20 protein-coding genes are annotated in these 23,725 nt (G+C 65.9%); 4 read left to right on the forward strand and 16 right to left on the reverse strand.

Features of this window, described 5'->3' with window-relative positions:
- Nucleotide 1 precedes the first annotated feature (1 nt).
- Nucleotides 2–520 (reverse strand): DUF421 domain-containing protein, encoded by a 519-nt coding sequence (locus M1D74_RS11685; protein ID WP_309124546.1) that lies wholly within the window; start codon nucleotides 518–520, stop codon nucleotides 2–4.
- A 222-nt stretch (nucleotides 521–742) separates the two neighbouring features.
- On the opposite strand from M1D74_RS11685, the gene M1D74_RS11690 reads away from it, so the two are divergent.
- Nucleotides 743–1,897: a glutamate--cysteine ligase gene (locus M1D74_RS11690; RefSeq protein ID WP_458115421.1), complete on the forward strand. Its 1,155-nt coding sequence runs from the start codon at nucleotides 743–745 to the stop codon at nucleotides 1,895–1,897.
- 64 nt (nucleotides 1,898–1,961) lie between these two features.
- Here the strand turns inward: M1D74_RS11690 and M1D74_RS11695 are convergent, their stop codons facing one another.
- The gene (locus tag M1D74_RS11695; protein WP_309072532.1) at nucleotides 1,962–2,528 is read right to left on the reverse strand and encodes a maleylpyruvate isomerase family mycothiol-dependent enzyme; all 567 of its coding nucleotides are present in this window, start codon (nucleotides 2,526–2,528) and stop codon (nucleotides 1,962–1,964) included.
- A gap of 51 nt (nucleotides 2,529–2,579) precedes the next feature.
- Between M1D74_RS11695 and M1D74_RS11700 the strand changes: the two genes are divergently transcribed.
- Entirely contained in the window at nucleotides 2,580–3,401 is an 822-nt protein-coding gene (locus M1D74_RS11700) for a helix-turn-helix domain-containing protein (RefSeq protein WP_458115422.1), read from the forward strand.
- On the opposite strand, the gene tsaD is transcribed toward M1D74_RS11700, so the two are convergent.
- Genes tsaD through alr form a run of 5 tightly spaced genes read right to left on the reverse strand, consistent with a single transcriptional unit; the run spans nucleotide 3,398 to nucleotide 7,278 of the window.
- A complete protein-coding gene (gene tsaD, locus M1D74_RS11705; protein ID WP_458115423.1) occupies nucleotides 3,398–4,477 on the reverse strand; it encodes a tRNA (adenosine(37)-N6)-threonylcarbamoyltransferase complex transferase subunit TsaD in 1,080 nt (359 codons plus the stop codon). The genes M1D74_RS11700 and tsaD overlap by 4 nt on opposite strands.
- A complete protein-coding gene (rimI, locus tag M1D74_RS11710; protein ID WP_458115424.1) occupies nucleotides 4,464–4,946 on the reverse strand; it encodes a ribosomal protein S18-alanine N-acetyltransferase in 483 nt (160 codons plus the stop codon). Before rimI ends, tsaD begins: the two co-directional genes overlap by 14 nt.
- A complete protein-coding gene (tsaB, locus tag M1D74_RS11715) occupies nucleotides 4,943–5,596 on the reverse strand; it encodes a tRNA (adenosine(37)-N6)-threonylcarbamoyltransferase complex dimerization subunit type 1 TsaB (protein ID WP_458115425.1) in 654 nt (217 codons plus the stop codon). Before tsaB ends, rimI begins: the two co-directional genes overlap by 4 nt.
- The gene (gene tsaE / locus M1D74_RS11720; RefSeq protein ID WP_458115426.1) at nucleotides 5,597–6,118 is read right to left on the reverse strand and encodes a tRNA (adenosine(37)-N6)-threonylcarbamoyltransferase complex ATPase subunit type 1 TsaE; all 522 of its coding nucleotides are present in this window, start codon (nucleotides 6,116–6,118) and stop codon (nucleotides 5,597–5,599) included.
- Nucleotides 6,115–7,278, reverse strand: a complete 1,164-nt coding sequence (gene alr / locus M1D74_RS11725) for an alanine racemase (protein ID WP_458115427.1) — start codon at nucleotides 7,276–7,278, stop codon at nucleotides 6,115–6,117. Before alr ends, tsaE begins: the two co-directional genes overlap by 4 nt.
- A 100-nt stretch (nucleotides 7,279–7,378) precedes the next feature.
- On the opposite strand from alr, the gene M1D74_RS11730 reads away from it, so the two are divergent.
- Nucleotides 7,379–8,176 carry an SDR family oxidoreductase gene (locus tag M1D74_RS11730; protein WP_309124760.1) on the forward strand — a complete coding sequence of 266 codons (798 nt, stop codon included), beginning with the start codon at nucleotides 7,379–7,381 and terminating at the stop codon, nucleotides 8,174–8,176.
- A gap of 19 nt (nucleotides 8,177–8,195) precedes the next feature.
- On the opposite strand, the gene M1D74_RS11735 is transcribed toward M1D74_RS11730, so the two are convergent.
- A complete protein-coding gene (locus M1D74_RS11735; RefSeq protein ID WP_309124759.1) occupies nucleotides 8,196–9,281 on the reverse strand; it encodes a PfkB family carbohydrate kinase in 1,086 nt (361 codons plus the stop codon).
- Nucleotides 9,282–9,355: 74 nt separating this feature from the next.
- Between M1D74_RS11735 and M1D74_RS11740 the strand changes: the two genes are divergently transcribed.
- Nucleotides 9,356–10,702, forward strand: a complete 1,347-nt coding sequence (locus tag M1D74_RS11740; protein WP_458115428.1) for a family 4 glycosyl hydrolase — start codon at nucleotides 9,356–9,358, stop codon at nucleotides 10,700–10,702.
- 51 nt (nucleotides 10,703–10,753) lie between these two features.
- Here M1D74_RS11740 and mgrA read toward each other — a convergent pair whose 3' ends face one another.
- The 8 genes from mgrA to glmS form a co-directional block, all read right to left on the reverse strand.
- The gene (mgrA, locus tag M1D74_RS11745) at nucleotides 10,754–11,800 is read right to left on the reverse strand and encodes an L-glyceraldehyde 3-phosphate reductase (protein ID WP_309072539.1); all 1,047 of its coding nucleotides are present in this window, start codon (nucleotides 11,798–11,800) and stop codon (nucleotides 10,754–10,756) included.
- A gap of 9 nt (nucleotides 11,801–11,809) precedes the next feature.
- Nucleotides 11,810–13,360 (reverse strand): FAD-dependent monooxygenase, encoded by a 1,551-nt coding sequence (locus M1D74_RS11750; protein WP_458115429.1) that lies wholly within the window; start codon nucleotides 13,358–13,360, stop codon nucleotides 11,810–11,812.
- A gap of 15 nt (nucleotides 13,361–13,375) precedes the next feature.
- Nucleotides 13,376–15,130, reverse strand: a complete 1,755-nt coding sequence (gene treZ, locus M1D74_RS11755; protein WP_309124351.1) for a malto-oligosyltrehalose trehalohydrolase — start codon at nucleotides 15,128–15,130, stop codon at nucleotides 13,376–13,378.
- Nucleotides 15,127–17,457, reverse strand: coding sequence for a malto-oligosyltrehalose synthase (gene treY / locus M1D74_RS11760; protein WP_458115430.1), 2,331 nt, complete (start codon nucleotides 17,455–17,457; stop codon nucleotides 15,127–15,129). The genes treZ and treY overlap by 4 nt, the downstream gene beginning before the upstream one ends.
- A 44-nt stretch (nucleotides 17,458–17,501) precedes the next feature.
- On the reverse strand, nucleotides 17,502–19,688 hold the full coding sequence (gene glgX, locus M1D74_RS11765) for a glycogen debranching protein GlgX (protein WP_458115431.1): 2,187 nt from the start codon (nucleotides 19,686–19,688) through the stop codon (nucleotides 17,502–17,504).
- A 112-nt stretch (nucleotides 19,689–19,800) separates the two neighbouring features.
- Nucleotides 19,801–21,330, reverse strand: a complete 1,530-nt coding sequence (locus M1D74_RS11770; RefSeq protein ID WP_458115432.1) for an NAD(P)H-hydrate epimerase — start codon at nucleotides 21,328–21,330, stop codon at nucleotides 19,801–19,803.
- 10 nt (nucleotides 21,331–21,340) lie between these two features.
- On the reverse strand, nucleotides 21,341–21,712 hold the full coding sequence (locus M1D74_RS11775) for a holo-ACP synthase (protein ID WP_309072614.1): 372 nt from the start codon (nucleotides 21,710–21,712) through the stop codon (nucleotides 21,341–21,343).
- 8 nt (nucleotides 21,713–21,720) lie between these two features.
- Entirely contained in the window at nucleotides 21,721–23,643 is a 1,923-nt protein-coding gene (gene glmS, locus M1D74_RS11780; protein WP_309072615.1) for a glutamine--fructose-6-phosphate transaminase (isomerizing), read from the reverse strand.
- Nucleotides 23,644–23,725 lie beyond the last annotated feature (82 nt).

A 23,725-nucleotide genomic window follows, 5' to 3' on the forward strand; every position in this document is an offset into this window, starting at 1 on the left:
CTCAATTATGCTCCGGCCCCAGTACGTTCTCCAACGCGGAACCATCCCCATACTTCTGGGTGGAGATGATGCTGACTTTGCCGTTCGTCTCAAGCACGATTGCCGCTATCTGTGAGAGGTCACCGTTGCCCTGCATGCGCGCTGCCTGTAGCAGTTCCGACTTGGTCAGACGATTCCTGCGCAGCTCTGCCTCGAGTATCTCGCCGTCTTTGAACAGGAGAGCCGGACGCGAAGTGATCGATTCCCTGAAGCCCGGGCGGCGGGACGAGGCGAAAGCCACCATGAACTGCAGCCCCGCCAGCAGGGCGAGTGCGAACGCACCCTCCGTCCACGAGACATCCGAATTGAGCAGGATGGTCGCCAGGGTCGACCCGAAGGCAACAGTGACGATGAAGTCGAAGATATTGAGCTGGCTGAGGGTTCTCTTGCCCGACACCCGAAGAACCACGACGAGAAGCGCGTAGGCAGCCGATCCTACAAGGAGTATCCGCCCAATATCAGCCCAGCTATCGAACCACATACCGATTCCTTCCCTGTTCCTGAACGCTCACGCGGCCGCCCTGTCCGTGGCGGTTTTCCCCACCAGCTCGCGAAGACATGTTCTTCACACTAGGTGGCGCGGAAGACTTCAGCGAGGGTTCGACAGGCCGCCTGCACTACTATTGGGCTCAGTTCTCACCCGCGATGGCGCGATACCGAGGCAGCAATCACCCACCGTCCGGTACCGGTCAGGAGCACAGCATTGAAGTTAGAGTTCGCGAAGTCCGAGCAGTCGACCCTCGGGGTTGAGTGGGAACTCGCACTCGTCGACCGGTACAACGGCGACCTCGTTTCAGTAGCGAAGGAAGTCCTCCGGGGCGTCAACGAGCGGCACCCTGAACTGCAGGCCGACGACGAACACCCGCACATCAAACAGGAGCTGCTCCTCAACACCGTTGAGATCGTGACCGGAATCTGCCATACCGTCGCGGAAGCGAAAGAAGACCTGAGCCGCTCGCTCGCCGCTGTCCGCGAAGTGACGGATCCGATGGGTGTCGAACTCTTCTCCGCCGGATCCCATCCCTTCAGTGCGCCCCGTTCCCAGCCGGTGACGGACAAGGAACGCTACGCCAAACTCATTGACCGTACCCAGTGGTGGGGTCAGCAGATGGTGATTTACGGCGTCCACGTCCATGTTGGCCTGGATCATCGCGACAAGGTCCTGCCGGTGCTCGATGGCCTGGTGAACTACTTCCCGCACTTTCAGGCCATTTCCGCTTCGTCCCCTTTCTGGGGCGGCGAGGACACCGGGTACGCCTCCCAGCGTGCCCTCATGTTCCAGCAGCTTCCCACCGCCGGGCTGCCGTTCCAGTTCCCCACCTGGAGCGAGTACGAGGCCTATGTGCAGGACATGTTCACCACCGGAGTGATCGACACGGTGAGCGAAATCCGGTGGGACATCCGCCCGGTCGGCAACCTGGGCACCATTGAGATGCGTGTGTGTGACAGACTGTCCACGCTCGAGGAGGTCGGCGCCGTCGCCGCTTTGACCCAGTGCCTCGTTGACGACTTCTCCACCGCCCTCAACAACGGCGGATCCATCCCCACCATGCCTCCGTGGCATGTGCAGGAAAACAAGTGGCGCGCCGCCCGGTACGGACTGGACGCCATCATCATCCTCGACGCTGCCGGCACCGAACGGCTGGTCACCGAACACCTGATGGATGAGCTCAACCGGCTCGAGCCCGTTGCGGCGAAGCTGGGCTGCTCGGAGGAGCTGGCCGACGTCGAGAAGATCCTGAAGCGCGGTGCCGGGTACCAGCGCCAGCGCCGCGTGGCCGCTGAGAACAACGGCGACCTGAGCGCCGTCGTACTGGATCTGGTGCGCCAACTGCGCGAGGGACCGACCCCGTCATGAGTTGGCAGGACATACCCCTGAGAATGCCTTTCAGGGGTGTGTCCTGCTCACTCAACGCAGCTGGTCAGGCGTTGACGGACGGTCGCCACTGCGCGTCGCGTCCCATCCTCGCGAGGAGTCGGGTCTCCCGGCTCGCGTCGGCGGGTGCAGGAAGCGCCGGCCGGCAGATGCCCTCCATATAGAGGTGCTCGCCGAAGCCCTCAAGGGACTGCTCGATGAGGTCGAGCTCCGAATCGGTGAACCTGCTGTCAACCCCCGCACCGCGTGCAATGTCCCAGCGGTGCACCACCAGGTCGAATCCGTAGAACCTCGCGAGGGTCGCTCCCACCGTTGTCGGGCCGAAGAAGCCGTCGAACTGGGTCTCAGCAAGTTCAGGAGTATCGAGGATTGCCTGGACGCGTGACGAGTGGGTCCGCCACCCGTCGGCAGGTTCCTGGGCGGTATCAGGCCGCGGGCCTGCGTCAAGCTCATGCTGTCCGAGGAAGTCGCGTTCCGTGTCGATCAGGTGGTCGAGGACGTCGCGGACCGTCCAGCCCGTGCAGGGTGAAGATGCCGTCCAGTCCTCCACACCTTCGACTATCTCCGTCAATCGAGCGTTCGCTGTCCCAAACAATTCCGAATTGGTAGTCATGGCCCCACCGTAGACCGCGCTGCGCAGGGACGTATTGATAAAATCCGACACGTGGCATCCTCGACGGACCCCATCAGCCGCGGACAACTGCAGGATCCGGCCACGCCGGCACCGCAGCTTTTCCGGTATGCACCGACGGCCGAATACCTGCACATCATCCGCCACTTCTGGATCCCCGTCTGGGACTTTCCTGAGGGTGTTGTCTCCCACCAGAAGGTCCTGCAGTACCCCAGCACCCTGCTCGTCATCGCCCCCGACTACGCCATCGCCAAAGGGCCTGAACCGGCACTCTCGCACAAGCATCTCAGCGGCACGTCATGGGCTTTCGGGATCCTGTTCCAGGCCGCCGCCGGGTACCGGCTGCATGGCTCCGGTCTACCCGGGCTGGTCGGACGTGAACTGCCGCTTGCTGAGGTCTCACCATCCTTCGCTGAGGTGATCAAGGCGGTACGGACGGAGATGTCCGTGGCGCCGTCGTCGTCGGCTGTCCATGCACGCTGCATCGACCTCGTGACCGCAGCACTGCGGCCCTGGTGCTCACCGCTCGACTCGGACGAACGGCTCATCAACTCCATCACGGACCAGGTGGAGACGACGCCGTCCCTGACACGTGTGGACAAGCTCGCCGCCCATACCGGCCTTGACGAGCGGGCGCTGCAACGCTTCACGCGCAAACGCCTGGGCCTGAGTCCGAAGTGGCTGATCCAGCGCCGTCGGCTGCAGGAAGCCGGTGCACGGCTGGCCGCAGGAGACTGCACGGTCAGCGACCTGGCCGCCGAGCTGGGTTACGCAGACCAGGCCCACTTCACCCGGGACTTCTCGCGGGTGATCGGGATGACGCCGGGAGCGTACCTGAGGAAGAACAATCCCTAGCCGGTCGCTGAGAGGTGGACGGTACTGACCGGCATCGAGGAGTCGGTTCCGAAGCCGATCCCGCTGGGCTCGCCCCCGTCCATGATGATGCGCGCGGCGAGCGCCGCCACCATGGCTCCGTTGTCAGTACACAACGACGACGGCGGGATGGTCAGCGTGATTCCCGCCGCGTCACAGCGTTCCCGGGTGAGCTGGCGGAGCCGCGAGTTGGAAGCCACTCCCCCTCCCAGGAGCAGCGAGGTGATGCCGTTCTCGGTGCACGCCAGCACGGCTTTCGCGGTGATCACGTCGACCACCGCCTCCTGGAACGATGCCGCGACATCGGCAACCGGCACCTCCACGCCGCGCGCCTCGCAGTCCTCGACGTACCGGGCCACTGCGGTTTTCAAGCCGCTGAAGGACCAGTCGTATCGGTGCGGGCCGTGCAGCTCGGCCGTGCCCATGTACTTGGGCTGGCTCAGCCCGCGCGGGAACCTGATCGCCAGAGGATCGCCCTGCGCCGCCATTCGATCGATTGCCGGCCCGCCGGGATAGCCGAGCCCGAGGATGCGCGCCACCTTGTCGTACGCTTCGCCGGCGGCGTCGTCGATAGTGGACCCCAGCAGCTCGACGTCGGAAGCAAGGTTGCGCACCCGAAGGATCTCGGTGTGCCCACCGGATACCAGCAGCGCTCCGAGATTCTCGGGCAACGTACCGGCGTCGAGCAGGCCAACCCCGACGTGCGCGACCAGGTGGTTCACAGCGAACAGGGGCTTGCCCGTAGCCACCGCCAGTGCCTTCGCCGCTGCGACCCCGACCATGAGGGCGCCCGAGAGACCGGGCCCGGAGGTGACGGCGAGCGCGTCGACGTCGGACAGGGAAACCCCTGCCTCGTCCAGCGCCTGCTGGAGCGTGGGCACCATGGCGTCAAGGTGCGCGCGCGACGCAATCTCCGGGATGACCCCTCCGAAGCGGACGTGCTCGTCCATCGAGGAGGACACTGCGTTGGTCAGCAGGGTGGTTCCCCTGACGATGCCGACGCCTGTCTCGTCGCAGGAGGATTCGATTCCCAGAACGAGGGGTTCAGACCGGTTCATGGTCACCTTTCGCTGCGTCGGCTGTGTTGAAGATGAGTCGCATGACGTGCGCGCTGACACCGTCCCGGTAGTACCCGCGCCGGGTGTGGATGTGTTCGAACCCGAACCGTTCATACAGCCGCCGCGCCCGGGGGTTGTCCTCGCGCACCTCAAGGAGGGTTTCGGCGGCGCCCCGGCGCCGGGCCTCATCGAGCATGCTGGTCAGCATTGCCGTTCCGATTCCCCGCCCCTCATACTGCGGCAGGACGCCGATGGTCTGGATATCAGCGGTGGATCCGACCACCATGATGCCGCAGTATCCGATCAGTTCTCCGTCCACCTCGGCCACGAGGTACTGCCTGGTCTCGGTCAGCGCGAACTCGTCGAAGAACAGCTCGAGCGGCCAGGCATCGACCGGAAAGAGCTGCTGCTCAAGGCGTCCGACCAACGGAATATCGTGCAGGCGCATCGGTCGAAGGGCGAAGGTCACAGCAGTGCCTTCTTCCGCGGACCGGGCACTTTGGCGTCGGATTCCCTCAGGTACAGCGGCGTGGTCGGGCGGAGGGTACCGCCGGCGGCCAGGGTACGGTCCGCCACCAGGGCGAGAGCGGCCGCGTCGGGGGTGAGCTCGGTAGCCGCCGCCGGCCCGGGCAACCGGTCGGCATAGATACCCGCACCCCGACCATAAACGGGCAGCTCGGGCACGGTCTCCGCGCGACCGACATGCGGTCCGTCCAGAAGCTCCGGCAGCGGCGATGCCGCCCGATACCGCGCCCAGTACACTTCCTTGCGCCGCGCGTCGGTGGCAACGGCAAACTCACCCTCGGGGTGACCGGCGTCGAGCGCCACCGCATCAAGACTCATGACGCCGTGCAGCGGCACGTTCCACACAAAGGCAAGCATGCGGGCGGTCGCGATTCCCGCACGCAACCCCGTGAAGGGACCTGGCCCGACACCCACGACAATGGCATCCAACGCCGTCCCGGCCACGCCGGCGTCAGCGAGCAAACGCTCTACTGCGGGGGCCAACACTTCCGCGTGCGAGCGCGTGTCGGTCGAAGCGAACCGCTGGAGTACGACGCCGTCACGCACTACCGCTGCGCTGGCCGCCGCTGAGGTATCCAAAGACAGAATCAGCATCTAGACCAGCGCTCCCAGCTGCAGTGCGGCCCAGCGTGGGCCGAAGGCGTCAATCCGCACGGAGCGGGGTTCGTCGTCGTCGTCGGTTTCTGTTCCCGGCGTGGCCGGTAAGGCGACGGCGGGGCGAACCAGGGTGACGTGGAGCCAGCTGTCGGCGAGGTGCTCCACACGGTCGGCGCCCCATTCGACAACCGTGACCGATGTATCCAGCGTCGATTCGAGGTCGAGGTCGTCTATCTCGGCGTCCGATTCCAGGCGGTAGGCGTCGACGTGGACGAGCGCCGGGCCGCCGGCAAGGGACGGATGATTCCGGACCAGCACAAACGTCGGGGAGATGATGCCCTCCCGCACGTTGAGTCCCCTACCCAGACCCTGGGTGAAGGTGGTCTTGCCGGCCCCCAGCTCACCGGTCAGGATGAGCAGGTCACCGGCTGCGAGTTGGGCGCCGAGGCCGGCTGCCGCGCGCTGCAGCTCGTCGACGGAGGCGACCGTGAACTCCTGGGACCAGACGGGAGCGGTCACTGGTCGGCGTCCGAATCGATATACCGGCGCGCAACGCGTCGGCTGATGCGGGTGACTATCTCGTAGTTGATCGAGCCGCTCGCCCGGGCCCAGTCATCTGCGGTGGGCGTCCCGTCCCCGGCGCCGAAAATGACCACTTCCTGACCAAGCGGGCTGTCCGCAGACTCGGCGATTCCCGTTTCCTCGAAGTCGATCACGAACTGGTCCATGGCGATGCGGCCGACCACCGGGTAGATCCGGCCACCGATCGAAACTGGTGCACCCGTGGCGACACGCGGGACGCCGTCGCCGTAGCCAACCGGGACAAGCCCGAGGGTGGTCCGCTTGTCCGTCCGGTAGGACAGGCCATAGGACACTCCGTGACCAGCGGGAACTTCCTTGCAGTTGGCGATGGTGGTTAGGAAGCTCATTGCCGGACGCAGGCCGAGCTCGGCCGACGACTGTCCGTCGAAGGGAGAGAGCCCGTAGATACCGAGCCCCACCCGCACGAGGTCGAAGTGCGCATCCGGCCGGGAGAGCGTTCCGGGAGTATTGGCAAGATGACGGACCTCAAGGTCGACGCCGGCGTCCTCGGCCACGGCCACGGCCTCGCGGAAGCGTTCAATCTGCTCGTCGGTCTCTTCCCTGTCGGGCTCATCCGCAACGGCAAGATGGGAGAAGACGCCCACGACCCGCAGCAGCCCGTGCTCCTGATGTTCGAGCGCGCGGCCCAGCAGTGCCTCCCAGTGCTCCGGAGGGCACCCGTTGCGGCCGAGCCCGGTGTCAATCTTCAGGTGTACGCGGGCAGGGCGCTCCAGCCGCCTGGCCTCGGCTACCACGTGCGCCAGTTCCCAGCCGGAGATACCAAGGTCCACGCCAAGCTCGATGGCGGCGGCGAAGTCGCTCGTCCCGGTGTGCAGCCAGGCGAGGATCGGTGCTTCGATACCGGCCCGGCGCAGTTCGACGGCTTCGGCGATATGCGCCACACCGAGCCAGGTCGCACCCGCTTTCAGCGCCGCCTCCGCTATGGGGACAGCACCGTGCCCGTAAGCATCAGCTTTCACGACAGCCATGACGCGCGCCGGGCTGGCGATCTCGGCGATATGCCGAACGTTGTGCCGCACCGCGGCGAGGTCAATGTCCACTCGCCGTTCCGGCACGGGTCCCGCTGAAAAACTCACAGGCCCATTCTGTCAGCTATGAACGGTCGGTCAGGAATCGGGCCGCTCAGCAGTACTGGCCGCCCTTGCGCTCAGCTTCCCGACGACGACACGATGGAACATGACATTCTCACCGAAAACAGCAATAGTCACGGGCTCCGATTCGGGCATTGGACGCGCCACCGCGGTCGCGCTCGCAGAGGCAGGGTGCGACGTCGGCATCACCTGGCACTCGGATCAGGAAGGAGCCGAGGAAACCGCGCGACTGGTTCGGGAAGCTGGAACCAAAGCCGCCGTGGCGCAGCTCGACACCACCGACACACCCGCCTGCGGGGACGTCATCGACCGGCTGGCGGACGAGCTCGGCGGCGTGGACGTCTTCGTCAACAATGCGGGCACCGGCGACGGAACGCCTTTCCTCGACCTCGATTGGGACACCTGGCGCGGAACGGTTGCAGCTGACCTGGACGGCGCATTTGTCTGCATTCAGCGGGCCGCACAGCGCATGGCCAGCGCCGGAAACGGTGGACGCATCATTGCGGTGACGAGTGTCCACCAGGAGCAGCCCCGAGTAGGCGCTGCAGCCTATGACGCCTCCAAGCATGGACTGGGGGGCCTCATCCGGACCATTGCCCTGGAACTTGGAGACCGCGGCATCACTGCCAACGCCGTCCTGCCCGGGGAGATTGCAACCCCGATGACGGGTAACGAGGACGAGGATCCCCACCGGATCCGCCGACCTGGCGTACCGCTGGGACGGCCTGGCGATGCGCGTGAAGTCGCCGCCGTGATTGCGTTCCTCGCCTCCCCCGCGGCGAGTTACGTCACCGGAGCATCCTGGGTGGTCGACGGCGGCATGCTGCAGATGGGACCGCAGGCCGGTTCGCACATCACCAGTGACGATTGGCGGTCGGTCTGAGCGGGCCCTGTAGACGCACTCAGGCGTCCGACTGCGTGGCTATGGTGGCGGTCGCCCTCCGAACCGCTCCGGGCGGGACATTCGCCACAATGTCCTCGAGGAAAGCGTAGCGCCGGAGCCATTGCTTCCGGACGCCGTCGCGCTCTGCACTCATCCGCCGCCACCAGTCGGCGATGTCGCCCCAGCCGGGAGCGGCCAGGGATCCTCCCACCTCCTGAACCGAGAGTGAGGCGCAGAGGTTTGCGAACGCCAGCCGGTCCGCCAGCGGCCAGCCGGCAAGGTCGCCCGTGATGAAGGCAGCGCCGAAGCAATCTCCTGCGCCCGTGGGGTCATAGGCATTGACGGGCAGAGCCGGTACCCACTCTTCCTCCCCCGTCACAGAGTCGACGGCGATGGCACCGTGCTGACCGACAGTGACCACGGCGACCGGCACCCGGTCGGCGAGCGCGTACAGAGCAGCCCACGGGTCGCTGGTCTTGGTGTACGCCATCGCTTCTGCCTCGTTGGGCAGGAAGGCGTGGAAGTACTGCAGCGAGTCGAGGGCACTTGTGGACCAGGCGCCGCTCGGGTCCCAGCCCACATCGCCGAAGAGCCGCATGCCCTTGGCATAGGCCGCGGGAACCCAGGGCTCCACCTCCACCCCTACCTCGGCCATGGCCGCCCGGCAGCGTGGAAGGTCGGCAATGAGCTCGGACGCTGACAGCGGTGACGGGTGGCCGTGCGTCACCATCGACCGGTCGCGCTCGACGGACAGCGATACCGTGACCGGCGAATGCCACTGCTCGAAGGTCCGCGAACGGGACAGGTCAACGTGTTCCTGCCCCTGCAGGATGCTCCGGTTGAAGGCGCCGTACCCGTCGTCGCCGAAGGCCGCCGCGAGGGTCGTGTGCAAGCCGAGCCTGCTGGCAGCGATCGCCTGGTTCGCCACTCCACCCGGACATGAGCCCATACCCTCGGCCCATACCTCGGTGCCGGGTGTGGGCAGCGTATCGAGCCCGGTGAAGATAATGTCGAAGAACACCGAGCCGGTCAGCAACAGATCGAACTCAGGGTCGTCGGCGGTTCGCGCGGAGGCAAGCGGGTCGAATCGATGCGGCGTGGCCATGTACGGCACGATACCCCGGCAACCGGCACGGCACAGCGCGCAGGACAGGCTTACAGCGACCGAAGGAGCACATCATGAAGTTGGCTGTCATCGGCGGCGGCGGATTCCGGGTTCCGCTCATCTACCGTGCGCTCTGTTCGGGGGCGTTTGCTGAACTCGCCGATGAAGTGTGCCTGCACGACGCCGACCCCTCCCGCTCGGCAGCGATCGCACGCGTCGCGCTGGACATGCCGCTTCCCGACGGCGCTCAACCGCCCGTTCTCTCCGTCGAGGACCGGTTGGAAGATGCTCTGGCGGGAGCCGACGTCGTCTTCGTTGCCATCCGTCCCGGTGGCGCCGCAGGGAGGGTCGTGGATGAGCGAGTTGCCATCACCGAGGGCATGCTGGGACAGGAGACGGTAGGCGCCGGCGGCCTGTCCTATGCGCTGCGTTCCATCCCGGAAATGCTGAAACTGGCTGATGAGATCCTCCGCACGTGCCCGGACGCCTGGGTCATCAACTTCACCAATCCGGCGGGGATCATCACGGAGGCGTTGCAGCCCGTGCTTGGCCGCCGTGTCGTGGGTATTTGTGATTCGGCGTCGGGGCTGGTCCGCCGGGCGTCCGTCGCCGCCGGTGCGCCGCTCCCTTTCGGAGATCTCACCGGCGTCGACTACGTAGGACTCAACCATCTGGGCTGGCTGCGGAGCCTCAAGCACGACGGCGGCGACCTCCTGCCCGCGCTGCTCGCCGATCCTGCCCGGCTGGGTTCATTCGAGGAAGGGCGGGTTTTCGGTCCGCAGTTCCTGCACATGCTCGGCGCCCTGCCGAACGAGTACCTGTTCTACTACTACTTCCATGCAGAAGCCCGACGCTCCGTCTCCGCCGCTGCCGAAACCCGCGGAGAATCGCTGGTTCGCCAGCAGTCCGGTCTCTACCCCCGGCTCCTCTGCGCGCGTGATCCGTTCACCGAGTGGGAGGCGGCCCGCCGCTCCCGGGAAGAGGGCTACCTCGCTGAAGCCCGCACGGCCGAGGAGTCCCGCGATGAAGCCGATCTGGCCGGCGGCGGGTATGAGCAGGTGGCCCTGACCGTCATGCGTTCGCTCACCCGGAACGAGCCGTCGGAACTGATCGTGAACGTCCGCAACGGTGACTCGATACCGCAGCTTCCGGCAGACGCCGTCGTCGAAATTCCTGCCCGCGTTACCCGTGCAGGGGTTGCGGCGCTTCCGGCGGGTGAGCCCACACCACACCAGCTCGGCCTGATGGCGCAGGTGAAGGCCTCCGAGCGGGACGTGATCGCCGCCGTCGTGCACGGAGACCGGACACTGGCAGTCCGGGCATTCGCCCTGCATCCGCTGATCGACTCCGGACACACCGCCCAGCGACTGCTGCGCGGGTATGAGAAGGCTTTCCCCCAACTGTCGAAACTCTGGCGCTAGGTTCCCGCTACCCCTGCCTGCTAACGAGGGGCAGCGGGAAGGAGCAGATCCCTAGGCCTCGAGCGCCCTTGCCCACAGGTTGATGTCGGACTCGACAGCAAACTCGTCGATCGCGTGCAGCTCCTCGCCGGTGAAATCGAGGTTGTTGATCGCACCCACGCTGTCCTCGAGCTGCTTCACGCTCGACGCGCCGATCAACGCCGACGTGATCGGGGTGCCTTTGCTCTGCGGACGGAGGATCCACGCGATCGCCATCTGCGCAAGAGTCTGCCCGCGTGATTCAGCGATGCTGTTCAGGCCGCGGACACGGCGCAGGTTGTCCTCGGACAGGTGGTCTTCGGACAACGACTTCTGCGCCGCCGCACGGGAATCCTCGGGCACGCCGTTCAGGTACTTGCTGGTCAACAGGCCCTGCGCCAGCGGCGAGAACGCAATGGACCCAGCACCGACCTGCTCCAGGACCTCCGGCAGGTTGGGTTCGCCGTTCTCCACCCAGCGGTTCAGCATGGAATAGGAGGGCTGGTGGATCAGCAGGGGCGTACCGAGGTCGCGCAGAATTGCCGCCGCCTCCGCCGTCCTCTCCGGAGAGTATGAGGAAATCCCGGCGTAAAGCGCCCGGCCGGAACGCACCGCAGTGTCCAGCGCACCCATGGTCTCCTCGAGCGGGGTCTCCGGGTCCGGGCGGTGGCTGTAGAAGATGTCGACGTAGTCCAGGCCCATGCGGTCCAGCGACTGGTCCAGGCTGGCCAGCAGGTACTTGCGCGATCCGAAATTGCCGTACGGGCCCGGCCACATGTCGTAGCCGGCCTTGCTGGAGATGATGAGCTCATCCCGGAAGGGCTTGAAATCGTCCTTGAGGTGCCTGCCGAAGTTGGTCTCGGCGCTTCCATAGGGAGGCCCGTAATTGTTGGCGAGGTCGAAGTGGGTGACACCGAGATCGAACGCCCGACGCAGGATGGCACGCTGAACATCGAACGGCTTGTCATCACCGAAGTTGTGCCACAGTCCCAGGGAGACAGCCGGAAGGTGCAATCCGCTGCGTCCAACTCGTCGATAGGGCATGGTTTCATAGCGGTTTTCCGCCGGATGATAGGTCATGAAATCATCCTAGGTTGAAGTTTGGTGTGACCCGAACCACCTATCCGGAAGCATCTCACGGAGTCGCGACACCGCCGTCTCCACCGGCGCGGCGCCGGCCACAAACCCGTCCGGGCGCACCAGATAGCAGGTTCCCGCCTCGAGGCCCTTGTCCGCGGCGGCCGCGAAGCTGTGCACCGGCACCTGCAGGGCATGCCCGACGGCGGCGGCGACCTCGCAGTCCATCTCACCGTAGGTGTGCACCTGCCACGTCGCGGAGCGGAGGGGCTCGAAGTTCGGTCCCGTCCACGGCAACCGCCTGCCGACCACCCGGCCCCGGCGCCTGCGCGCGCGGGTACTGCTCGCATCGGGCGAGGGGACGGCGTCGTTCATCCAGTAGTGAATACGGATCTGGGAGAGGTAGCCGAAGAGGCGCGGGGCGATGGGAAGCCTGGGCACCAGGCGAATCGCCACTGGGGCGAACAGCCGGGGAAGAACTCGCCGGACGGTACGGGCCAGCGGCCGGTCCGAGGTCACCAGGGCGAACACCCGATCTGTGCTGTTCACCAGTCGGAGCGCCACCGGGCGCCGCTCCGACTCGTAACGGTCAAGCAGGGACTCCGAGGCACGCCCCTGGATCACGTCCGCCAGTTTGAACGCCAGGTTGTGCGCGTCCTGGAGACCGGTATTCATCCCCTGCGCGCCGACGGGCGAATGGACATGCCCTGCGTCACCCGCGAGAAACACGGGGCCCTGCCGGAAGCGGGCGGCAACGCGGTGATGAATGCGGTAGGTCGAGAACCAGAGGCGCTCCCGGTAGGTCACCCCAAACACAGCATCGAGCCGCTGAAGCGCAACCGATTCCGGCACGTCGGTACCGGGCGCTGTCCTCAGCACCCCGAGTAACCGGTGGTGGCCGTCCGCGCCCATTGGGAAGCCGAGCAGGAATTCCTCGGCGCCGAAACGCAGGTTCGCGCTGTCCTCGGCAATGCCCCTGACGCCCAGCACATCGGCCACGTAGAACGTGTGTTGGTTGGTCAGGCCTTCGAACGGAATGGCGGAAAGCTTCCGGACCGCCGACGACCCGCCGTCCGCCCCGACGCAGAACCGTGCCCGGACCCGCAGCGGGCCCGAGGGTCCGCTGCATTCGGCGGTTACACCGTCGTCGTCTGTCGCGAGACTGGTCAAGGGGTGGTCCCACTCAACGGACCCACCGAGTTCTTCGAGCCGCTCCAGCAGGATGCGCTCGTTCCTGCTCTGCTCGAGGACATGGAGGCCGGGGTACGGGGTCAGCCCCTCGCCGAACCGGCCGATCGGCACAGCACCGAAGGACCGGTTCTCATATCCGGGACGGATGGTGACAGCTGCGTACCCCTCCGCGAGAACCCGGTCGACGGCCCCCAGCTGGTCATAGATCTCCATGCTGCGCGAATGCACGCCGAGGGCACGCGACTCCCGGGTGGGACCGCCCTTCCCGTCCACGAGCACGGCATTCACGCCGAGTTTGGCCAGCCATGCGGCGAGCATTAGTCCGGTGGGACCCGCTCCGATGATCAACACATCGGTTCTGAGCTCGCGCATGGCCGGCTCCTCCTCCTAGACCCCCAGAATCGCCGCACCGTGCGCCGGCAGCAAGACCTTCCCGTCGCCGATGGACTCTCCCGGCTCTGTACTGAGCAGAACCTTCTTCGCGGCCACCGGCACCTCCCGCTCGCTGTCCGCGAAGTTCACGACGACGGCGGTGCCGCCCCGGTGAAGCACCAGCCACCGCTGGTCCTCGTCGAAGTCGACCTTCACTGACGTGAAGTCGGGATTGTGCAGGTCCTTGTTCGTCCGACGCAGCGCGATGAGCTCGCGGTAGATGTTCTGCAGCCGTGCCTGTTCGGGCCGTTCCTGTTCGGTCCAGTCGAGCTTGGCGGACGCGAAGGTCTCAGGATCCTGCGGGTTGGGCACAGTGTCCGGGTCCCAGCCCATCTTCTCGAACTCGCGCAGGCGCCCCTCGGCGGTGGCCTTCCCCAACTCGGGTTCCGGGTGCGAGGTGAAGAAGGGCCACGGAGTCTTGGCCCCGTACTCCTCCCCCATGAACAGCATCGGCGTGAACGGGCCGGCGATGTTCAGGACTGCTGCCTGGGCCAGCTGGGCGGTATTCAGCGTGGCGCTGATACGGTCGCCGGCCGCACGGTTGCCGATCTGGTCGTGGTTCTGCGTGCAGACCACCAGCTGGTGCAGGGTGTGCTTCGCCGGATCGATCGGACGGCCATGCGAACGCTCCCTGAAGGACGACCAGGTGCCATTGTGGAAGAAGCCTTCCTTGTACACCTTCGCCAGCGCCCCAATGGAGTCGAAGTCCTCGTAGTAACCGACCGTTTCTCCGGTGACGTTGACGTGCGCGGCGTGGTGGAAGTCGTCGCTCCACTGGCCGGCCAGGCCGAAGCCGCCGGCACTGCGCGGTGCAATGAGCCGGGGATTGTTCAGGTCCGACTCCGCAACGAGGAACAGCGGCTTACCCAGCTCCGCGGCGCACCGGTCGGTCTCGACCGCGAACTCTTCGAGGATGTGGATGGCGCGCTCGTCGTGCAGGGCGTGCACGGCATCGAGCCGGAGCCCGTCCACGTGATAGTCCCGGAACCACATCAGCAGATTGTCGATCACGTACTTGCGCACCTCATCGGACAACGGGCCGTCCAGGTTGAGCGAGTCACCCCAGGTGTTGGACTTGCCCTCGGTCAGATACGGGGCGAACTGCGTGATGTAGTTTCCGCTGGGACCGAGGTGGTTGTAGACCACGTCCTGAATCACGCCGAGTCCGCGCTGGTGTGCCGCGTCGACGAAGCGCTGGTATGCCTCGGGCCCGCCGTAGGTTTCCTGTACCGCATACCAGAGAACGCCGTCATAACCCCAGTTGTGGGTGCCGTTGAACGCATTGACCGGCAGCAGTTCGACGTACTGGACGCCGAGTCCCACGAGGTAGTCAAGCTTCCCGATTGCCGCGTCGAGCGTCCCCTCGGGCGTGAAGGTGCCGATGTGCATCTCGTAAATGACGTTTCCATCAAGCCCGGGTGAGACCCAGCTGCTGTCACCCCAGGAGTACGCCCCGGCGTCGAACGTCCGGGACAGCTTGTGCACGCCCTCCGGCTGCCGGCGTGACCGGGGGTCCGGAACCGGACTCTCGGCACCGTCCAGGAGGTAACCGTAATCAACCTCGCCCTCCGCGGGAGCCCCTGGGGCCTCCCACCAGCTGCCCTCCCGGCACACCATGGGATACTGCTCTCCGTTGGCCACCAGAGTCAGGGACTGCGCCTTGGGCGCCCAGACGGCAAATCGCGAATGCTCCTCAAACTTCGAGCTCACTCAGCTTCCTCCTTCACGAGAAGTGCAACGGGATAGGTTTCGAACAGTTTCTTGGCCGGAACCGGTCCGCCCTCGAAGCCGGTACCGGTGATCGCACAGCTGTAGGTGCCCTCCGGAAGTACGACGGCGGTGTCCCGCCACCCGCCGGCACGCTCCAGCCCCAGCGGCAGACGTGTCACCGCAGCGACGGCGCCGCCGCGGTCGAAGGCAAAGATGTGCTCCGCCGCCGCACCGGTGGAGATCACCGAGCGGTACCCGGAGAACAGCTCCGGGCGGTCCCGCCGCAAGCGCAAGGCACGCGAGACGACCAGCAGCTTGGCGAGTCCGGCGTCGTCGACCTCCGGCAGCGCCCCGAAGGCGAGGTCAACCAGGCCCTGCTTCCGGGCGGCGAAGTCCACCGGCCGGCGATTGTCGGGGTCCACAAGGGAGGTTTCCCACAGCTCGGACCCCTGGTAGACATCCGGTACGCCGGGCATGGTGAGCTGTACCAGCTTGGCTCCGAGCGAGTTCGACCAGCCCGGCGCAGCCGTCTTCCCAACGAGGGTGGTGATAAGGCTGTTCACTTCGGGACGGTCAAAAGCTGCGTCGACGGCGTCGTGCATCTTCTCTTCGAAGGCTGCATTGGGCGCCGTCCAATGGGTGCTGGCATCTGCTTCACGGGAGGCTTTCTCCACGTACGCGTGCGCCCGTTCCCGGCTGAGCGGCCAGGCGCCCAGGAGGGCCTGCCACATCAGGGACGCGAACGCCGGGTCTCCGATGGGTGCGAGCCGGTTCAACTGCTCAAGGGTGTCGGTCCACTCCCCTGCCATCTCGGACAACACGGAGATGCGAGCCCGCGTGTCTTCGCCGCGCTTGGTGTCGTGCGTGCTGAGCGAGTTCATGGTCAGCGGCGCAGATTCCTGGCGCTCGAGCAGTGCGCGATGCACCTCGTAGGTGTCCAGGGCAAAGATCGAAGGGTCCGCTCCGACCTCGTTGAGCGAGGTCAGCCGGTTGAACCGGTAGAACGCGGTGTCCTCGACGCCCTTCGCCATCACCATTCCAGAGGTCTGCTGGAAGCGTACCGCCAACTCTGAGAGCTCAGGAGTGGCTGAATCACCCTCGGAGCCCGCGAGGAACGGATTCAGCAGCGGGTGCAGTGCGTCGATCACCGGTGTCAGGTCCGGGCGGCGCACCTTGGCGTTGAGCACAGCTTCGGCCAGGTGGCCGGCGCCGTCGGGCAGGTAGCTCCGGTACACCGGGAAGCACGTCAGCAGCTCAGCGATGGCATCGGCGCTCTGCTCCGGTTCGAGGTTCGCGGACGCCGGGACGAGGCGGGCCAGGCGCAGCACCTCCGAGCGGAGGATTCCGTCGGTGATGCCGCGCTTGGTGCCGTGGATCATGTGCACGAACCGCACGGTGGGAACTGCCGCGTCCAGCGCGGGCTCGCCGGCAGGATCCACGAAGAGTCGGTCCACCACGGCAAGACCGTCGTAGCCGGTCGTTCCCTCGCAGGCCCACTGCCCGGGGAGCGCCTCTCCGGGTTCGAGGATCTTCTCGACCAGCGTGTAGGCGCCGCCCGTCAGCTCCCGCAGCCTTTCGAGGTAACCCGCAGGGTCAGCAAGACCGTCCGGATGGTCGATCCGGACACCGTCCACAAGTGACTCTTCGAACCAGCGGCGTACCTCAGAGTGCGCCTCGTCGAAGACCCACGGCACCTCCACGCGCACACCGGCCAGCGTGTTGACGCCGAAGAAGCGCCGGTAGTTGAGCTCGGTGTCCGCACGCCGCCAGTTCACCAATTCATAGTGCTGCCGCGCATGGACCTGCGCTCCGGTGTCTCCGGGCTGAGCGGTGCCTTCGGCGATCGGGTACCGGTTCTCGTAGTAGTGCAGTTCCCCGTCAACTACCTTGAGCTGCTCTTCCTCATTCTCACCGTCACCCAGTACGGGCACCCGGATGCGGCCGTTGCCTGCGTCCCAGTCCACGTCGAAGGCTTCGGCGTAACGGGACTCGCGGCCCTTGCTCAGCAGGTCCCACCACCAGGCGTTCTGTGCCGGGGTGGCGACGCCCACATGATTGGGGACGATGTCCACGAGGACACCGAGCCCAGCCTCATGGGCGGCCCGGCACAGGGTATCGAACGCGTCGGGACCGCCCCGTTCAGGGTCGATCGACGTTGGATCGGTGACGTCGTATCCGTGATCGGATCCCTGCTCCGCGGTTAGGACTGGCGAGAGATACACCCAGTCCACACCGAGGTCCACGAGGTACGGCACGGTCTCAGCCGCAGCGGTCAGGTCAAAGCTCGAGCGGATCTGCAACCGGTAGGTCGAGCGGGGGGTTTGCACGTTGTTCCTCCTGTAGTGGGTGGTTCTGCCTGCCGGTGAAGGGATCAGGCCGAACCCGCGCGCGACGTGTGCTCGTTGGCGAGGATGGCCAACGATGCTGCGACCGAGTGATCCGGTTCCTCGACCTCCTCGTGTGCACGCAGCACGACCATGGACTTTGCCTCGACAGTTACCTGGTTCCCGGCAGCAATGGGATCGGTGTCCGCGTACACACCGGCGGTGTCGATGACCTCGTCCCACATGGGCCCGTACTCTTCGGACGGGACGGTAAAGGTCACGGGCTCGTCATTGGCGTTGAAGTACAGCAGGAAGTTCAGGTCGGTGATGCGCTGGCCGCGCTGATCGCGGCCGCGGATGCCCTGCCCGTTCAGGAAGACACCGATGGACCGGCCGAATCCGGCGTTCCAGTCCTCGGGCGCCATGAGCTCCCCGGCAGTGTCCAGCCAGACGATGTCCGGCAGTGCCTCGCCCTCACCGCGGCGGACCGGCCGCCCGTCGAAGAAGCGACGACGGCGGAAGGTCGGGTGCTCGGAGCGCAGCCTGTTCACGGCGGCAGTAAATTCCAGCAGTGGCTGGTCCAGCTTGTCCCAGTGCACCCATGACAGCTCGGAGTCCTGGCAGTAGGTGTTGTTGTTGCCGTCCTGGGTACGGCCCAGCTCATCGCCGTGGGCGATCATCGGCACACCCTGTGAGAGCAGGAGCGTGGCGATGAAGTTGCGCTGCTGGCGCGCCCTGAGGGACTGGACCTCGGGGTCGTCGGTAGGCCCCTCCACGCCGCAGTTCCAGGAGCGGTTGTGGGTTTCGCCGTCGTTGTTGTCTTCGCCGTTGGCCTCGTTGTGCTTCTCGTTGTAGGAGACGAGGTCCCGCAACGTGAAGCCGTCGTGTGCCGTGACAAAGTTGATGGAGGCCACCGGGCGGCGTGCCGAATGCTCGTAGAGGTCGGCGGAACCGGTCAGGCGTGCGGCGAACTCGCCGATGCTCGAGGGTTCGCCGCGCCAGAAGTCGCGGACAGTGTCGCGGTACTTGCCGTTCCACTCCGTCCACTGGGGAGGGAAATTGCCGACCTGGTAGCCGCCAGGGCCAACATCCCAGGGCTCGGCGATGAGCTTGACCTGCGAAACCACCGGATCCTGCTGGACCAGTTCGAAGAACGCCGAGAGGCGGTCCACTTCGTAGAACTCGCGGGCCAGCGCTGATGCCAGGTCGAAACGGAAGCCGTCAACGTGCATCTCCGTCACCCAGTAGCGCAGGGAGTCCATCAGCAGCTGCAGGGCGTGCGGGTGGCCTACGTTCAGAGAGTTGCCGGTGCCCGTGGTGTCCATGTAGTACTGCTTGTCGTCCTCCACGAGCCGGTAGTACGCGGCGTTGTCGATCCCGCGCATGGAGAGGGTGGGCCCCATGTGGTTGCCCTCGGCCGTGTGGTTGTAGACGACGTCGAGGATTACCTCGATGCCCGCGAGGTGTAGTTCCCGCACCATCGCCTTGAACTCCTGGACCTGCTCCCCTGTGTCCCCGGTGGAGCCGTAGGCGTTATGCGGGGCGAAGAAGCCGATGGTGTTGTAGCCCCAGTAGTTGGACAGGCCTTTGTCCTGCAGGGTGCTGTCGTTGACGAATTGGTGCACCGGCATCAGTTCGATGGCGGTGACTCCGAGTTTCTGCAGGTGTGCGATGACCGAGGGGTGTGCAATGCCCGCGTAGGTGCCGCGCTGTTCCTCCGGCACGTCAGGGTGCAACTGCGTCAGACCCTTGACGTGGGCTTCATAGATGACCGACTGGTGGTAAGGGATCTTTGGCCGGCGGTCGCCGTCCCAGTCGAAGAACGGATTGATCACCACGCCGAGCATGGTGTGAGCGGCGGAATCGTCATTGTTGACGGAGTTCTCATCGCCGAAGTTGTAGCTGAACAGGGTTTGATCCCAGTCGTACTCGCCATGGATCGCCTTGGCGTACGGGTCGAGCAGCAGCTTGTTCGGGTTGCAGCGGTGGCCTTCGGCCGGGTTGTAGGGACCGTGCACGCGGTAGCCGTACTTCTGTCCCGGCACTACGTGCGGAAGGTAGCCGTGCCAGACGTAGCCGTCGACTTCCTTGAGTTCGATGCGGGTTTCGGTGCCGTCATCATCAATCAGGCACAGCTCCACTTTTTCTGCTACTTCACTGAAGAGGGCGAAGTTGGTGCCGGTGCCGTCATAGGTCGCCCCCAGCGGGTAGGCATCTCCTGGCCATAGCTCCATGTGTGCTCCTTGCTCGATTGTGCGCTCCGACATCCTCGGGCGCTTGTCCTGCATCTTTTCATAGCGCAGGGATCTGACATTTTGGTGAACATGCGTTACGGGCATGCGGAGGTTACGGCGGGTCGGGGTGCAGCAGGTCGCGGATCGTTCGACCGATGTGGCGGGGCAGATCGCTCACCACAACGGGACCGCGTTTGGCCGCCCGCTGCCCTGCCAGCCCGTGCAGCATCGCTGCTGTCGCAGCCAACGCAGCCCAGCGTGCGTCCGGTGACAATCCCAGGGCGGCCCCGGCGTCGTCGTTTGAGGCGTTGGTGGCGACCAGTGCGCCCAGGATTCCGGCAAGGGTGTCGCCGGAACCGGCGGTGGCGAGCCAGGGGGTTGCGTTGGCCTGGCTGAAGACCTCGCCGGTCGGTGCGGCGACCACAGTGGTGTAGCCCTTGAGCAGCACGGTGGCGCCGGTGATTTCCGCCGCCCGGACGGCGAATCGGGCCGGTTCGGCTTCGATCGCGGTGCGCTCCACCGGCTCCCCGCGACGCTGCAACAGCGCCGCCAGTTCACCCGCATGGGGTGTAAGGATCACGTGGTTCCCGACCGTCTCCGGCAGCAGCGGAAGGGCACCGGCATCCACGACGGTGGGCAGTCCGGACGCGACGGCGTCCCGGGCCCGCTGGCGTTGGCCGGGGTCTTCCGTGGCGCCCGGCCCGACGAGCCACGCCTGGACGTGGGATTCGGGGACTGCGCCCTGCGAGCACACCACTTCCGGGTGGACGGTGTTGATGAGCGTGGTCACCGGGGCGGGCCCGAGAAAACGAATCATTCCGACGCCGGTGGCCAGCGCAGCGCCCGTGGCCAGGACAGCGGCGCCCGGGTACGTGACGGACCCTGCGGCGATACCGAGGACGCCGCGGCTGTACTTGTGATCCGCCGGCTGCGGCTGGGAGTAGAAGTGGCTGAAGTCGTCCGGTTCCAGCGAATAGGTGCCGGGTGCAGGAAGAGTGCCGCTGAGTCCGATGTCGATGGTCGTGACCCGTCCGGCCAACCGTGCGCCGGCCCCGACGAGCAGGCCCGACTTCAGGCCCCCGAAGGTCACGGTGAGATCCGCAGCAAGTACCTCACCTGCGGCTTCACCGGTATCGGCGTTGACGCCGCTTGGTACGTCGCAGGCGACTACCCGTCCAGTTGTTCCCTGCGAGTTCACCCTGGCGACCAACTGCGCCGCTGTGCCGCGGAGTCCGCCGACACCGCCGGTGCCGAGGATGCCGTCAAGGACGAGGTCCGCTCTGGTGGTGAGTCCGGCGATGCGGTCAATGGTGGTTTCGGTGAGCCGCTCAATCCCACCCCCGGCAGCGCGGAACGCGGCCAGCGCGTCGGTGTGCACGCGTTCGGAGGTGAGCACCGCCGTCGTGCCTGCTCCGCGGCGGTGAAGCCGGGCGCCGGCGTAGAGCGCGTCGCCACCGTTGTTGCCGCTGCCCACCAGTACGACGACGGAGCGTCCGTAGGTGCGGCCCGTCGCCTGGAGTTCCGTTGCACAGGCCTGCGCGAGGCCGTGCGCTGCACGCTGCATGAGCTGATCGCCGAGGCCGGCCTCGAGCAGCGGGGATTCCGCTGCCCGGACCGAACTCCCGGCATAAGCACTAAGCATGCTTAGAATCCTAGCGGGTGGTGTCCGGATATTCCCCTTCGGCCACCACCATGGCGGTTGCGACACCGCCGTCGTGACTGAGCGACAGGTGCCAACGCTGCACGCCGCGCTTCTCAGCCACGGCCTGCACGGTGCCTGAAACCTGGACGGTGGGGCTGCCGTTGGCGTCAAGACCGATCCAGCAGTCCTGCCAGTTCATCCCGGCGGGAGCACCCAGCGCCTTGGCTACCGCTTCCTTGGCGGCGAAGCGCGCCGCGAGGGACCGGATGTTGAGCTCGCGCTCCGCGCCGACGAACAGGCGGTCACGCAGCCCGGGGGTCCGCTCAAGCTGGCGCTCGAACCGGGCTACGTCCACCACGTCGACGCCGATGCCGATGATCATCGGGCGGCCTACTCGACCGTGACGGACTTCGCGAGGTTGCGGGGCTGATCCACGTCGTAGCCCTTGGCGGAAGCCAGCTCCAGCGCGAAGATCTGCAGCGGAACGGTGGTGAGCAGCGGCGCGAGCAGCGTCGAGGTCTGCGGGACGTGGATGACGTGCTCGGAGAACGCCTCCACCGAGTCGTCCCCCTCCTCTGCGATCACGATGGTGATGGCACCGCGGGCGCGGATCTCCTGGATGTTGGAGACCACCTTGGAGTGCAGGGAGTCGCGGCCACGTGGAGACGGCAGGACGACGACGACCGGCTGGCCCTCTTCAATCAGTGCGATGGGGCCGTGCTTGAGCTCACCCGCAGCGAACCCTTCAGCGTGGATGTAGGCGAGCTCCTTGAGCTTGAGCGCCCCTTCCATGGCCACGGGGAAGCCGACGTGGCGGCCGAGGAACAGCACCGACTTGGCATCGGACATCTCCCGGCCGAGCTTCTTGACGTCGTCCGCGTTGTCGAGAACCTGCTGAATCTTGGCGGGCATCTCGCTGAGGTCACCCATGATGCGGTTGATCTCGTCGCGGAACTTGTTGCCGCGCAGCTGGGCCAGGTAGAGGCCCAGCAGGTAGGCAGCGGTGATCTGCGCGAGGAACGCTTTGGTCGATGCGACCGCGATCTCCGGACCGGCGTGCGTGTACAGGACGGCGTCGGATTCGCGCGGGATGGTGGAGCCGTTGGTGTTACAGATGGCGATCACCTTGGCGCCCTGTTCCCGGGCGTAGCGGACGGCCATCAGGGTGTCCATCGTTTCGCCGGACTGGGAGATGGCAACCACGAGCGTCTTCTCATTGACGATCGGGTCCCGGTAACGGAACTCGTGGGAGAGCTCGATCTCGGTGGGGATGCGGCACCAGTGCTCGATGGCGTACTTGGCGACCTGGCCGGCGTACGCGGAGGTACCGCAGGCGAGGACAACGATCTTGTCGACCGAGCGCAGGATCGACTCGTCGATGCGGAGCTCATCCAGCACCAGGTTGCCCTTGGCGTCGGTGCGGCCCAGCAGGGTCTGGCCAACGGCGTCGGGCTGGTCGTTGATTTCCTTCTCCATGAAGGAGTCGTAGCCGCCCTTTTCCGCTGCAGCGGCGTCCCAGTCGACGTGGAACTCCTTGCCTTCGGCGGGCGCACCGAAGAAATCGGTGATGGTGACGTCTTCGGGCGTGATGGTGACGACCTGGTCCTGGCCCAGCTCGACTGCGCGGCGGGTGAAGTCAATGAACCCTGAGACGTCGGAGCCGAGGAAGTTCTCGCCGTCGCCGAGGCCCACAACGAGAGGTGAGTTGCGGCGGGCGGCAACGACGACGTCGGGCGCGTCCTGGTGGATGGCCAGCAGGGTAAAGGCACCCTCGAGGCGCTGACAGGCTTCCTGCATGGCTTTGGTCAGTGTGTCCTCGGTGCCGGCTTCGGCAAGGCGGCGGTAAATGCTGCCCAGCAGGACCGCTGCCACTTCGGTGTCGGTGTCGGAGATGAACGTTGCGCCGGCGTCGAGGAGTTCGACCTTCAGTTCGGCGAAGTTCTCGATGATGCCATTGTGGATGAGGGCGAGCTTGCCGTCGTCAGCGAGGTGGGGGTGGGCGTTCTGGTCCGTGGGCCCGCCGTGCGTGGCCCAGCGGGTGTGACCGATGCCGGTGAGTGAATCCGGAAGGGGTTCGGCCTCCAGCTCGGCGACCAGGTTGGTGAGCTTGCCCGACTTCTTGCGTGACTGGATGCCGTTCTCGGTCAGCACAGCCACACCCGCGGAATCATAGCCGCGGTACTCGAGCCGGCGCAGGCCTTCCATGACAACATCAAGGGCGCCGTGGCTGCCGTTTGAATCGACGTCGTCAATTACCGCGCTGTTCAGGGAGGCGCCGCTGTTGCGGCCTACGTATCCTACGATTCCACACATGGGCTTAAGCCTACCTGCCGCGCGCCCTTTCCCCTGTCGCGGTCGCACGCGGTGAGGTGAGCCACACCGCGTGCGCCGTCCA

The organism is Arthrobacter sp. D2-10, from assembly GCF_054161285.1.

Bases quoted from the DNA above. Each gene is read 5' to 3' on its own strand.
- M1D74_RS11685 (WP_309124546.1), bottom strand. From the start codon at position 520: ATGTGGTTCGATAGCTGGGCTGATATTGGGCGGATACTCCTTGTAGGA.
- M1D74_RS11695 (WP_309072532.1), bottom strand. From the start codon at position 2,528: ATGACTACCAATTCGGAATTGTTTGGGACAGCGAACGCTCGATTGACG.
- tsaD (WP_458115423.1), bottom strand. From the start codon at position 4,477: ATGAACCGGTCTGAACCCCTCGTTCTGGGAATCGAATCCTCCTGCGAC.
- tsaB (WP_458115425.1), bottom strand. From the start codon at position 5,596: ATGCTGATTCTGTCTTTGGATACCTCAGCGGCGGCCAGCGCAGCGGTA.
- M1D74_RS11730 (WP_309124760.1), top strand. From the start codon at position 7,379: ATGACATTCTCACCGAAAACAGCAATAGTCACGGGCTCCGATTCGGGC.
- M1D74_RS11735 (WP_309124759.1), bottom strand. From the start codon at position 9,281: ATGGCCACGCCGCATCGATTCGACCCGCTTGCCTCCGCGCGAACCGCC.
- M1D74_RS11740 (WP_458115428.1), top strand. From the start codon at position 9,356: ATGAAGTTGGCTGTCATCGGCGGCGGCGGATTCCGGGTTCCGCTCATC.
- mgrA (WP_309072539.1), bottom strand. From the start codon at position 11,800: ATGACCTATCATCCGGCGGAAAACCGCTATGAAACCATGCCCTATCGA.
- M1D74_RS11750 (WP_458115429.1), bottom strand. From the start codon at position 13,360: ATGCGCGAGCTCAGAACCGATGTGTTGATCATCGGAGCGGGTCCCACC.
- glgX (WP_458115431.1), bottom strand. From the start codon at position 19,688: ATGGAGCTATGGCCAGGAGATGCCTACCCGCTGGGGGCGACCTATGAC.
- M1D74_RS11770 (WP_458115432.1), bottom strand. From the start codon at position 21,330: ATGCTTAGTGCTTATGCCGGGAGTTCGGTCCGGGCAGCGGAATCCCCG.
- M1D74_RS11775 (WP_309072614.1), bottom strand. From the start codon at position 21,712: ATGATCATCGGCATCGGCGTCGACGTGGTGGACGTAGCCCGGTTCGAG.
- glmS (WP_309072615.1), bottom strand. From the start codon at position 23,643: ATGTGTGGAATCGTAGGATACGTAGGCCGCAACAGCGGCGCCTCCCTG.